Annotated in this window: 12 protein-coding genes; 7 read left to right on the top strand and 5 right to left on the bottom strand. The window is 63.6% G+C overall.

Annotation, left to right across the window (positions count from 1 at the left end; all coding sequences use genetic code 11):
- The 6 genes from VFP86_04325 to VFP86_04300 all read left to right on the top strand — a co-directional run.
- Positions 1-1,357: acetate--CoA ligase family protein (locus VFP86_04325; protein HET8998850.1), on the top strand; the 1,357-nt coding region annotated here is incomplete at its 5' end.
- A 244-nt stretch (positions 1,358-1,601) separates the two neighbouring features.
- Positions 1,602-1,751, top strand: a complete 150-nt coding sequence (locus VFP86_04320) for a hypothetical protein (protein HET8998849.1) — start codon at positions 1,602-1,604, stop codon at positions 1,749-1,751.
- A 414-nt stretch (positions 1,752-2,165) separates the two neighbouring features.
- A complete protein-coding gene (locus VFP86_04315; GenBank protein ID HET8998848.1) occupies positions 2,166-2,843 on the top strand; it encodes a CBS domain-containing protein in 678 nt (225 codons plus the stop codon).
- Positions 2,844-2,850: 7 nt separating this feature from the next.
- Entirely contained in the window at positions 2,851-4,668 is a 1,818-nt protein-coding gene (ftsH, locus tag VFP86_04310) for an ATP-dependent zinc metalloprotease FtsH (protein ID HET8998847.1), read from the top strand.
- Between the two features lie 222 nt (positions 4,669-4,890).
- Positions 4,891-5,412: a ribosomal protein S18-alanine N-acetyltransferase gene (gene rimI, locus VFP86_04305; protein ID HET8998846.1), complete on the top strand. Its 522-nt coding sequence runs from the start codon at positions 4,891-4,893 to the stop codon at positions 5,410-5,412.
- Between the two features lie 92 nt (positions 5,413-5,504).
- A complete protein-coding gene (locus VFP86_04300; protein ID HET8998845.1) occupies positions 5,505-5,732 on the top strand; it encodes a LuxR C-terminal-related transcriptional regulator in 228 nt (75 codons plus the stop codon).
- Between the two features lie 141 nt (positions 5,733-5,873).
- Here VFP86_04300 and VFP86_04295 read toward each other — a convergent pair whose 3' ends face one another.
- The 5 genes from VFP86_04295 to VFP86_04275 all read right to left on the bottom strand — a co-directional run bounded on the left by VFP86_04295 (position 5,874) and on the right by VFP86_04275 (position 8,543).
- Complete coding sequence (locus VFP86_04295) at positions 5,874-6,143, bottom strand: hypothetical protein (protein ID HET8998844.1); 270 nt, start codon at positions 6,141-6,143, stop codon at positions 5,874-5,876.
- Between the two features lie 67 nt (positions 6,144-6,210).
- Positions 6,211-6,420, bottom strand: a complete 210-nt coding sequence (locus VFP86_04290) for a CsbD family protein (GenBank protein HET8998843.1) — start codon at positions 6,418-6,420, stop codon at positions 6,211-6,213.
- 133 nt (positions 6,421-6,553) lie between these two features.
- Complete coding sequence (locus tag VFP86_04285) at positions 6,554-6,817, bottom strand: hypothetical protein (GenBank protein HET8998842.1); 264 nt, start codon at positions 6,815-6,817, stop codon at positions 6,554-6,556.
- 693 nt (positions 6,818-7,510) lie between these two features.
- Positions 7,511-7,846, bottom strand: a complete 336-nt coding sequence (locus VFP86_04280) for a LuxR C-terminal-related transcriptional regulator (protein ID HET8998841.1) — start codon at positions 7,844-7,846, stop codon at positions 7,511-7,513.
- Between the two features lie 295 nt (positions 7,847-8,141).
- Entirely contained in the window at positions 8,142-8,543 is a 402-nt protein-coding gene (locus VFP86_04275; GenBank protein HET8998840.1) for a tetratricopeptide repeat protein, read from the bottom strand.
- Between the two features lie 262 nt (positions 8,544-8,805).
- Here VFP86_04275 and VFP86_04270 point away from each other — a divergent pair, with 262 nt between their 5' ends.
- Positions 8,806-9,159: a hypothetical protein gene (locus tag VFP86_04270; protein ID HET8998839.1), complete on the top strand. Its 354-nt coding sequence runs from the start codon at positions 8,806-8,808 to the stop codon at positions 9,157-9,159.
- The last annotated feature ends 2,303 nt before the right edge of the window (positions 9,160-11,462 follow it).

The raw sequence follows: 11,462 nt of genomic DNA, 5'->3' as shown, positions 1-11,462 counted from the left end.
GCTGGCCGCCTCCGACGTCACGGTGGACGCGCTATTTCGGCAGTCCGGCGTCATCCGGACGGATACGCTCGAGGAGCTGTTCGACGTCGCCTCGCTCCTCGCGAGTCAGCCGCCCCCGAAGGGCCGCCGGGTCGGCATTATCACCAATGGGGGCGGCCCGGGGATCCTGTGCGCCGATACCTGCGAGGCCGAAGGCATGGAGATCCCGCTCTTGACGGACGATACCCGAGCCAGGCTGCGTACGTTCCTCCCCCCGCAGGCGAGCGTCGGCAACCCGGTGGACATGATCGCGTCTGCTCCGGCGGAGCACTACCGGGAGGCCCTTCGTGCCGTGGCCGCCGACCCAAGCGTGGATGCGCTCATCGTCATCTTCGTCCCGCCGCTTGTGACGCGGGCGGAAGATGTCGCGCGTGCGATCATCGAAGGCGTACACGAGTTGGGCGGCGGCAAACCCGTCCTGACGGTTTTCATGTCGGCCCGAGGGGTTCCCGACGCACTCAAAACCGGCGACGTTCGCATTCCCTCTTACGCCTTCCCCGAGTCGGCGGCGATCGCCCTGGCACGGATCTCCCGGTACGGAGAATGGCGGGCGCGCCCATCGGGGACGCTCCCCCGGTTCGAAGCCCTGCAACGGGACGAGGCCGGGCGCGTGGTCGCGAGGGCGCTCGCCCGGACCGATGGATGGATGCCACCGGAAGAGGTTCACGCGCTCCTGGTCTGTTACGGACTTCCTGCCATCGACCAAAGGCTCGCGCGCACGCCGGCGGAGGCAGCCAAGGCGGCGCAGGCCATCGGAGGGGATATCGCGCTTAAGGCGGTCGTCCCGGGGGTCGTTCATAAGACCGAGTTCGGAGGGGTCCGGCTGCACCTACATGGGCCGAAAGAGGTGCAGACTGCGGCAGAGCAGATGGCGGCCACGTTGGCGTCTAAAGGACACCCCCCCGAGGGATTCCTGGTGCAGAAGATGGCGGCTTCCGGTGTCGAAATGATCGCGGGCGTCGTTCACGACGCGCAGTTCGGTCCGGTCGTCGCCTGCGGCGCCGGTGGCACCCTCGTAGAATTGCTGCGGGATGTGTCCGTGCGCCTGACCCCTCTCACGCAGGAAGATGCCTCGGAGATGATTCGGGAACTCAAGACCTCCCCGCTGTTGACCGGGTTTCGAGGTGCGGCGAAAGCCGACGTGGCCGCGCTCGAGGATGTGTTGTTGCGGATCGGCATAATGGTCGAGGACCTTCCTCAGATCGCAGAACTGGACTGCAATCCGATCATCGTTCACGAGCATGGAGCCGCCATCGTCGATGCCCGCATTCGAATTGTCGCCTTCGAGCCACCCTCCTTGTTTGCCCGGCGGCGCTAGCTCGCAGACCCACAGAGCTCGGCTCCCTAGGATCGAACGGGTCGGGCCTTTGGCATCGGGCCCCTACCCGATGCCATGACCTGGCCTTCCTGAGTCCAGCAGGCGCCCGGCGATCCCGGGCAATGCCGGAGATGCCCCCAATTGTTCACGCATGACAAATCGGGCGGTGACCCGATGCACAAACCGACCCAGAAGCCTACCCTCAATATGGAAGGTGAGGTAAAGGAAGGAGGAGGGGCATGTGTTGGACGCGGAGTGGGTCCGGCCGGTTCTGGCCAGCATCGGGCTGATCATGGTTCTGGGGGCGTTCGAGCTCCTGAGCGTCCTCATTGCCGCCAGGTGGGATGCCGACGAGAACATAGACTGGGAGGTCGAGCCGAAGCGAGCAGCGTAACCGCCCCTTGGGCGTGGCAACTAGCCTCCGGGGGGAGCGCTCGGGAAGCTAAAGTGACAACGGGTTGAAGGTTCATGGTCAAGAAGTATAGGCTTGCCCTCTGGCGGCGCGGGGTGAAATGTGCTCGTCCCTAGGTATCGGGCCGCTACCAAATTCTCGGCTGGCCGTCAGAGCGGTTGTCAGAATGGGGCGTCCGCCCTGATTCCCCCTCAGGCCGGGCAACCCGCACCAGCATCCTCAAAACCGGATCCGTCAGGCGCCTGAAATACTGTCCCGAACCGATGGTTTCCGGGGGGACGCCAGCGCTATCCTTGTCTCGAACCCAGGCCCTTTAGCCCAGGGCCGCCAAACAGAGGCGCGGCGGCGGCGGGGCAACGGTCCCCGCTGGGTCGGCGCGTGAAGGGGGAAGGAGAGATGCTGGTTCGCGACCGGATGACCACCAGCGTCTGTACCGTCTCTCCCGACACACCATTGGAGCGCGCCCTGATGTTGATACGCAGCCGGCACATTCGCAGCCTGCCGGTGCTCCAGCAGGGCCGTCTCGTGGGGATCGTCACTTTGACCGACCTGATGCGCGCCCAACCTCCGCCGGCCACGTTCTTGAGGCGGTTGGAGATCCCCGCGCTCATGCAAGACGCGCAGGTGCACGAGGTAATGACGCCGTCTCCCGAGACCGTAAGCCCCGAAACCCCGCTAGAAGAGGCCGCCGTCTGCATGCGCCGGCGCAAAATCGGTGGGCTGCCCGTAGTAAAGAACGGGGTCCTGGTGGGGATCGTCACCGAGAGCGATATCTTCGATGCGTTCATTGAGCTGCTGGGAGTTCGGTGGCCCTCGTACCGACTCACCTTGGATGTCGACGATGGCGCAGCCGCCCTGCCCAACATCACGGCAGTCTTCTTCACCCTCGGGCTTCCGCTATATAGCGTGTCCACCTATTCCGCCGAGCAAGGGCGGTTTGAAGTAGTGATGCGCGTCGGGCGGGCGATCCCGCTCACAAGTCTGGTTAACGCTCTAAAGGAGCGAGGTCTCGAGATCGTTCACGCCGCCGATGGCGGCAGGGTCGTCATCGACCTTGCGCGCGTGGGGGCATGATCGGAGGATGAACCCGGGACCGCGACGGGTTGTAGAGATCATCGGCACGCTGATTATCGCAGCCGCCGCACTGGCGATCATTGTGCACGAGTCCGGTCAGCCGCCGACTGCCATTTCCTACACCGAGTTCCTGGACCTAGTACGCCAAGGGGCGATCGCGTCGGTCACGCTCCAGAACGATACCGCCAGCGGGATACTACCCGATGGCCGCCGCTTTCTCACCTATCTCCCTAGCGGCGATCCCATTTACCCGGGGCTGTTCAAGGACAAGGACGTGACCGTCGACGTCAGGCCGCAGCCGCGCGTCACGCTGTCGTCGTTGCTCCCATTCGCGCTGCCCGTTCTGTTCATGCTCCTCCTGTGGCCCCGCCAGCCGCGGCAACAAGGCGAGCATCCGGCCCTGAGATTCGGCAGGAGCCGAGCGCGTCTCTTTGTAGGATCGACGGTCGGGGTCACTTTCGGCGATGTCGCCGGGGTGGATGAAGCCAAGGAGGAGCTCGAGGAGATCATCGAGTTTCTTCGCCACCCCAATAAGTTTCAGGCGCTCGGCGCCAAGATTCCTCGCGGGGTGCTGCTGGTCGGCCCGCCAGGCAGCGGCAAGACACTTCTGGCCAAGGCGATCGCGGGTGAGGCGTGGGTGCCGTTCTTCTCGATCTCCGGCAGCGAGTTTGTGGAGATGTTCGTCGGCGTCGGGGCGAGCCGGGTTCGAGATCTCTTCGACCAGGCAAAGAAGAGCGCGCCCTGTCTCGTGTTCATCGACGAGATCGACGCGGTGGGACGGCAGCGCGGCGCCGGATTGGGCGGCGGGCACGACGAACGGGAGCAGACGCTGAACCAGTTGCTGGTGGAGATGGACGGGTTCGATCCCAACTCTGGGATCATCGTCATCGCCGCCACCAACCGGCCGGACATCCTCGACCCGGCTCTGCTGCGTCCCGGTCGGTTCGACCGCCGCATCGTCGTGGACAACCCGGACACGAAGGGGCGGCGCGCCATCCTGGATGTGCATGTGCGCGGCAAGCCGATCGGCGACGATGCCAACCTGGACGTTCTGGCCAAGCGCACGCCTGGATTCAGCGGGGCCGATCTGGCGAACATGGTGAACGAGGCGGCGTTGCTGGCGGCCCGGCGGGGAAAGAAGCGGGTCGGCATGTCCGAGTTTGACGAAGCGATCGAGCGGGTGATCGCGGGTCCGCAGCGAAAGAGCCGGATCCTGTCCCCCAAAGAGCGAGAGTTGACCGCGTTCCACGAGGGCGGGCACGCGCTGTTGGGCAAGCTGCTGCCGCAGGCGAACCCGCCCCACAAGGTCACGATTCTACCTCGCGGCATGGCGCTCGGCTACACGCTCCCGCTTCCGCAGGAGGACAAGTACACCATCACGCGGAGCGAGATTCTGGCGAACATCACGGCGATCTTGGGCGGCCGGGTGGCCGAGGAGATCGTCTTCGGGGAGATCACGACCGGCGCGGCCAACGACTTCGAGAAAGCCACCGAACTGGCCCGCAAGATGGTGACCGAGTTCGGGATGTCGGATAAGCTCGGGCCCCTGACGCTCGGCACCAAGCACGGGCCGGTGTTTCTGGGACGGGATCTCGTGGAAAGCCGGAACTACTCGGATGAGATCGCCTACGAGATCGACAAGGAAGTCCGCCGGATCATCGATGAGTGCTACAGCCGCGCGCGGCAAGTGCTGACCGACCACCAAGAGGTCCTCGACCGCATCGCCAAAGCGCTCCTGGAGCGCGAATCGCTCACGGGCGACGATCTCGACGCCCTGATTTCCACCCGATCATTCGCCTCGCAGACGCCCGCGGCGGCTGCATGAGTACGGTGGGGTTCGGCAGAAGCACCCGACGAGGCCTAACGCAGCGCTTCGTCGGCGGGATGCATCTCCATCGGCGCGCAGCCCCAATCGGTTCTGTGGCGCCCATGCGTCTCATGCACAGCAAGCGAACAGACCTCGCCGCGCTGCTCCGGGTCTGTGTTCGGCGCCCGGTCGCTTGGCCCAGCGCAGGAGTCCATAATCCAGGCGGAAACCAGAGGTAAGATGGTCATCACCGATCACATCACCATCAAGATCATGCGGCTCGAGGACGTCAGCAGCGTGCTCGAGATCGAGCAGATGTCCTTCCCAACGCCCTGGGCCCGGGCCGCCTACATGCACGAACTCAAAAACAACCGCCAGGCCTGCTACTTGGTGGCGCGGGAGTTCCACCGGATCGTCGGATACGCCGGGATGAGGGTGTTCCTCGATGAGGCGCACGTCACCACGATCGCCGTCGACCCTCTGCACCGCCGGCGGCGGATCGGCGAGCGCCTTCTCGCCGCGCTCATCGATGAAGCGATGCGGCGGCAGGCGCGGCGGGTCGCGCTGGAGGTCCGCAAGTCGAATCTGGGGGCCCACAGCCTCTACAGGAAGTACGGGTTCAAGGACATCGCCATCCGGAAAGGGTACTACAGTGACAACCGCCAGGACGCGATCGTGATGTGGACGGGCAACCTCTGGGAGCAGGCGTTCCAGGAGCGGTATCGTAAGAACCGCGCCAGCCTCGATTCACCCTCGGCCTGAGCTGCGAGATCAACACCACGGCATACCCCGTCAGCAACCTTGGCCCAGGACTTGGCCATGCCTGCGGCCGTCGTGGCGACTACCTGAGGCGCTTGGAGACCGGCGAGGGGCGCGAGACCTACGACGGCCTCACTGAGCGGGAGAATGAGATCCTCACTCTGGTGGCCGAGGGCGCGACAAACCAGGACATCGCCCAAAAGCTATACATCAGCGTGAAAATCCTCCAGACGCACCGGCCGCACATCATGGAGAAGCTCAAACTTCACGACCGCACCATGCTCGTCAGGTACGCGATTCAGAAAGGTTTGACCGAGTCGTAACGGCCGCTCCATCTTCCGGCGTCCCCTACCCCGATCAAGATAGACCCGAGGTCCAGGGCGAAACCCAGGCCACTCGGGCTCGAACATCACCGTCTACGGATCGTGAAACATCTCCGCGTGGGAGCGCGCGGCCGCGCGTGCTCAGGGCGAGCCTTTGGTCAACGCATCCTGAGCGATCCGCTTGCTGAAAGCCAAAAGGGCCGTGTTTACGGCGATATGACCGCGCTCACGGTCCTCGAGTTCTGCAGCGGGGACGTGCGCGATGTGTTCGCGCGATCCTCGAGAGAAGGTGACTGCAAGCATGCCTCCACCCTCGTCCCCCACGTTCACTCCAATATCGTCACGGCCGATGGCTGCCACGGCCTCCTCGACCATGCGACGATATTTCTCCAGCTGCTTGGTCGTCGCCATTTTCGCCCTCCTTCGGGCTCGATTGTCGAGAGCGGTGTCCGCGGAAGTTGGACCTCACGCGCATGCTTTACTGGGTGGGCGCCTTGGGCTGGAGGAGCGATTTGACCTCGATTTCGATGGCCTGGCGAGCTTCGTCGTATTTCTCCTGGATAATCCCAATCAGCAACTCGGGGTTTCCCCGCACGGCCTCGAGATCGCGATCGGTCAGCTTGCTCCAGCGGGCTTTCGCGCGAGCGCGAATGACGGGCCACTGCCGTGCGAACTCATCCTTGTCCATCAGTCACCTCCAACGTGTCACACGGGCATGGGGCTGCGTGGCGGCACCGGCTCTCCCAGCGTGGGGCTTTGTTCTCCGTTCTTCATACTCGCCCCTCCCTTTCGTCGTTCCTGCAGCCACCCAATCGAGGTCGTTAGCGGCGGCTCTGTCCGACTTTGCCCTCGAGCGTCTTGAGCGCTACGGCGTATCCCGTCAGGAGCCCATGGTAGAACCCCAGGTCGGCGCGGCTCCGAACCTGCCGGTGCCTCTGCCGGGCTGCGGCCGCTCCATGCAGGAGCCGCCGCCACGCGATCTCGTCCCGGGCCTTCGTGTTGGATCTTCCTGTCGAGAACCTCCACCGCTCTTGGGTCTCCAACGGCCAAACGCCGGCGCTGCGCTGCCATCGCCGTTCCTCCACCTAACTGCCGCGTTTCTCTCTTGCTGTAGCGGTCGAATCACACCGCAAAGGCACACAGCCTTGGGACAAGGATACACAGCTGCCTAGACACAGGCTATCGGTTCGAGACCTGATTCAAAAGAGATCTACGAGATACGCCACCACCACTACCGGAGAGCCTCCATGACCACCGGCGGAATCCAATCCTCCACCGCGCCGCCACAGAGCGTTACCGATACGCCGCCTCGTCAATTGCGGCACGGAAGAACTCGCCGTCCAGCACAAACCTGTCTGTGCCGACATAGTAACCGATTCGCAGGCGGCTCGGAACAGTATAACCTCCAAACGTACGCTCCTCCTCCATAACACCAACCGAAGTCCACGCAGTGGAACGCTGCACCTTTGGGGTTGCCCCAGCGCGGCTGGTTGATCATTTTGAGACGGCCCGCGTCATCGATAGTGAGCGTGAGTTCGCCCACCTCACCTTGAACGGCAAGGCGGGTGCGCGAATACACAGGATCCGGTGCCGTCCACGATACGCTACAGAGCACCGACGGCAACCACACGGATTCGGCCATGATCTTGCGGATTACTCGCCAGGTGAGGGTGGTGGAGGCGGCGGGAATCGAACCCGCGCCTGAAAAACCGTGCCTATGGCTTAGCCATCACGATTGGAGCGCCGGAGCAGCCTGCGGTATCGTTGGGGGCGGGATCTTAGAGCAGCCCGCGCTGGATCGCCACGACCGCAGCGTGCGCGCGGTTGTCGACGCCCAGTTTGTTCATCGCCGAGGCGACGTGCGATTTCACCGTGCGTTCGCCGATGCTCAGCGCGGTGGCGATCTGCTTGTTGGGCAGCCCCTCGATGAGTCGCAGGACGGTTTGCTCGCGGTCGCTGAGGAACGCGGGCGACCGCGCCTCGCCGGTCGCGGCGGCCCGATCCGGCCCGGTGCGCGTGAGCGGCTCGAGCGCAGCTTGCGCGAGGTCGACCGCCTCGTCCGCCGACAGCGCCCGCCCCTCCGCGACGGCCGTGCGGTACGCCGAGTCCCCCATCTGCTGACGTGCGCGGGCGGTGATCTCCTCTCGGGCCTCTTGAACCGCGGGCCCAAAGACAAAGGCGTCACCCGTCCACTCGCTCCCGCGTCCACCGCGGCCAACAGGCGGACGGCGCGGTCGAGGTCACCTCGGTGCGGGCTGAATAACGCGGCGGTCGCCACCGCCCCCCATAAGGGGCGCGACTGGCCTGTTTCTCGTGCGGACGTCAGCGCCGCGGCCGCCAGCACGGCGGCCCCTGCATTATCCCGCCGCTTCAGCTTGACTCGGACGAGATAACTCATGGCGACCACCGTCAGGCGCCGTTTCCCACGGTGCGGCAGAGGTCCAGGCTTTCTGTGAGGGTGGCCTCGGCCCGGTCGAGATCTCCAAGAAGCATGCGCGCCAACCCCAACAGGAACAGCGTTAGAGCCTGCCACCGGAGATCCTGGATTTCTCGGCAAAGGGCGAGGCTCCGCTCCTGCAGCGCCCTTGCCCCCGAAATGTCATCCGCGAACATGGCGACCATGCCAAGCCGGGTGAGGGCACGAGTCGTCGTGACCGGGTCCCCGACGGCGAGCTTCAACGCGTTTTGCAAGAACCCCCGGGCTGCCGGGTAGTCGCCCAGCGTCCCGGCAAGGGTGCCGGCGCCCACCAGCGCCTTGGCGCAGGGCCGCGGCGGGCCATCCGGGCTCAGCGCGAGGCCTGCTCCAACCACCGGCGCCCCTCCCGCAGGTAGTCGCGAGCGACGCGGATTGTAGATGATTTGGGCGACAACACCGCGGCTCGCGCTCAAACGTCACACAGTGGAGCAGTGTGACCGGGTGGAGGCGCGGGCGTGGGCCGAAGCCGGCCGCACGACGGCGACCCTGTCGACCCGGCGCGGCAGGGGCGGGATGCAGACGGTGGAACTCGAGTGGACACCATCCCACTTCGGCGGGGAACGTCCGTGGTTTCTATGCCCAGGTTGCGGTCGGAGGGTGGGCGTTCTCTATGACGCCGGGGACGGGTTCTTCTGTCGGCAGTGCGGCAATCTCGCCTACCAGATGGAGAACGAGACTCGGACAGGCCGGAAGATTCTCAAGGCGAAGCGCCTGCGCGTGCGTCTCGGTGGCACGGGCAGTCTGCTGGAGGAGTTTCCCGGGAAGCCGCCTGACATGTCAGAGCGCACCTACGAGCGCCTGCGTGCTCGAAGCGAGCGGGCCGATCAGGCAGCTTGCAGCGCACTCCACGAGAAACTGGACGCCAGCAGAGCGCGGATGGAACGGTGGGGTGAAAAGCTCGTCGTGGCCCGGAATGGTGGTGGAAACGGCACCGCGCAAACCCGCTTGTAAAGGCGATTCAGTCTCCGCCCGGGTGGCCTGGCAAGAGATCTTTTTCGGGCCACGCCGCATCGTTAGTCAGCGACGGATTTATTCACGTTCCGCAACTAACCCTCTCAACTCAATATACCCACGATCCTTGCCGGAAGGCAAAGGGACAAGCGATCCCTGGGAACTGCGGGTGCACCGCGGATCAATCAATGGCTACGTGTAGTCCCTAAGGACTTTGTTTACCGTCGAGAGTAAATGAATACCTCCAGAATACCAACTCGCTCGGTCTAGCACAGGAACCTTCGTGCGGGGTTGGTATAAGGTCAGATGCCCGCTGATTTGATCGAACAGCCATTTCGCTACGAAGCCTGCAGCAGCAGCCAAGAGAGGCGCGGCGGCGGACCATAGACCACGGAAGGCTTTGAAAGACTAAGACTAGGATTTGACCGTCAGTCTCACTTGTGCGCGTGATGGCTGGGTGAGGACGGAGACGACGTCAACTGTGAGCACTCCGTCAGGACTGGTATAGCTCTGGCCTTGTTGCCAACTCCGCGTCTGTTGGAGTAGGCCATGGTCGCCGGAGGCAGCAACAGAATACCTCATCCGGTACTTACCACTAGATGAAAAATCGTGCTGCCCACCGGCGGGGCAGCGCGACGGCTGTGGTTGGTAACCGAGCATCTCGCATTTGGAGCACCACGACCAGCCCGTTTGCTCGACTTGATCAATCATGTTCTGAGGAATCATGGGTGCATGTGGGGCCACAAACTCAACGGCGTATGCGCCACTCATGCTGTGATCGTGCTGGCCACCCGCCGCGCACCGACCAGGGCCCCGCGCTTGATCGAGATAGGCAACACCATAACACTTGGAGCACCACCGCCATCCAGTTTGGCCTGGAGCCCAGTCAACGTCATGAACCAGGAAATAATCGGAGCTTTGTGTGGAATCGTGTACTCCTCCAGCGGGACAGGCGCCGATTCCATCGAAGAACACAGCGAGGCAGCGCTGACAGTTTGTCCACTGACCCTGCGTGCCGGCGCCACCGGAAAAAACTCGGTAGTGTCCGCTTTGTGCGCCGGCATGCTGGTTTCCGGTCGGGCATTTGCCACCCACTGGGTCGTAGTGGTAGAGCGCTTTGCAGTTCTCACACCAAAGCCACAACGACCCGGGGGGATCATTCGCGCCCGACCATTGAACCCAGTACGAACCGCTCAGACTGGTATCGTGATTACCACCAGCGGCGCAGATCCCCGAGCCCGATTCCTCCTGGACGAGCGATTGGCAACGCCAACACCAACGCCAACCGGACTGGCTGGGTGCGCTCGGCGCCGCCCCGAGCGCGATTGAGAGTTGCGAACCATCGGTGACATGTTCGTTGCCCGCCCCACAAGCGCGGTTGCCACGGAAGACAAGACTGCTACAGCGGATGCACCATCGCCACGCGTTTTGGGCTACTAGTCCGAGGACCGGCGTGTCCAGTAATGCCCGGTGCTCCCGAATCAAGACACCGTTGCCGGGGATAGCTTGATCCCAGTTCTGAGGTGTTCGATATTCTATGCTGTAAAGGGTTCCACGGCTCCGAATCGGAGCGATGGCCGTTAGGTAGCCAGTGGCAATCGCCTCGGAGGTCGACACGAGTTCGACCTGCGTGACACCAGGCCCCTGGCTGTTCGTCCATACTCGATCGGAGTCAATCCATCCGTTCTTGTATAGGGTCGGGGCGGCCAACATGGGGCCAGAGCTTCCGAACTGAACTGACCGGTAGCTGTTCGTGTTCGAAAAAGACATGATGTCCCACCGATCACCATAAGCTCCCGGCCGACTATCGTCCCCCGGGTCGAGCGGCTGGGGACTATCGTTAAAAGAGTGATCGAGACCGAGAGTATGGCCCGTCTCATGCGAGAAGAATCCCAGCGAGGGCCGTTGATCGACTCCGACATAGTAGTCGCCAACCAGCTGGTGCTGACCAACTGCAGGGCAAGGTGCAGTAGTCGGCCCACCACCGTAGACAAGGACATGGCACCGGGTGCAATGCCGCCACTTGTCTTGCGTTGCGGGCGTCGCTGCTGTTGCAACAACATAAGCCCCACTTGCCCCGTGATTATGTTGGCCCCCTGCGGCGCAGGGGCCTGGTGTTTGACCATCGAGACGTGCCAGGCATTCACACTTCGAGCACCATCTCCATCCTGTCTCTCCCGGCGCTTGCTGCTCGAAGCGCGCGACATATGAACCACTCTGCGAGTGGTCATGGCGGTTACCTCCAGCACACCAGCCTGGAGGCCTACTCTGATCCCAGAACGCCAGGGATTGGCACTTGTTGC

Source organism: bacterium, from assembly GCA_035703895.1.
Classification (GTDB): domain Bacteria; phylum Sysuimicrobiota; class Sysuimicrobiia; order Sysuimicrobiales; family Segetimicrobiaceae; genus Segetimicrobium.
This window is presented reverse-complemented; position numbering and strand designations above follow the sequence as displayed.

What these genes read in the sequence shown, in the direction of transcription:
- rimI (HET8998846.1), top strand. Translation starts at nt 4,891, where the DNA reads ATGGTCATCACCGATCACATCACCATCAAGATCATGCGGCTCGAGGAC.
- VFP86_04280 (HET8998841.1), bottom strand. Translation starts at nt 7,846, where the DNA reads ATGGGGGACTCGGCGTACCGCACGGCCGTCGCGGAGGGGCGGGCGCTG.
- VFP86_04295 (HET8998844.1), bottom strand. Translation starts at nt 6,143, where the DNA reads ATGGCGACGACCAAGCAGCTGGAGAAATATCGTCGCATGGTCGAGGAG.
- ftsH (HET8998847.1), top strand. Translation starts at nt 2,851, where the DNA reads ATGAACCCGGGACCGCGACGGGTTGTAGAGATCATCGGCACGCTGATT.
- VFP86_04290 (HET8998843.1), bottom strand. Translation starts at nt 6,420, where the DNA reads ATGGACAAGGATGAGTTCGCACGGCAGTGGCCCGTCATTCGCGCTCGC.
- VFP86_04315 (HET8998848.1), top strand. Translation starts at nt 2,166, where the DNA reads ATGCTGGTTCGCGACCGGATGACCACCAGCGTCTGTACCGTCTCTCCC.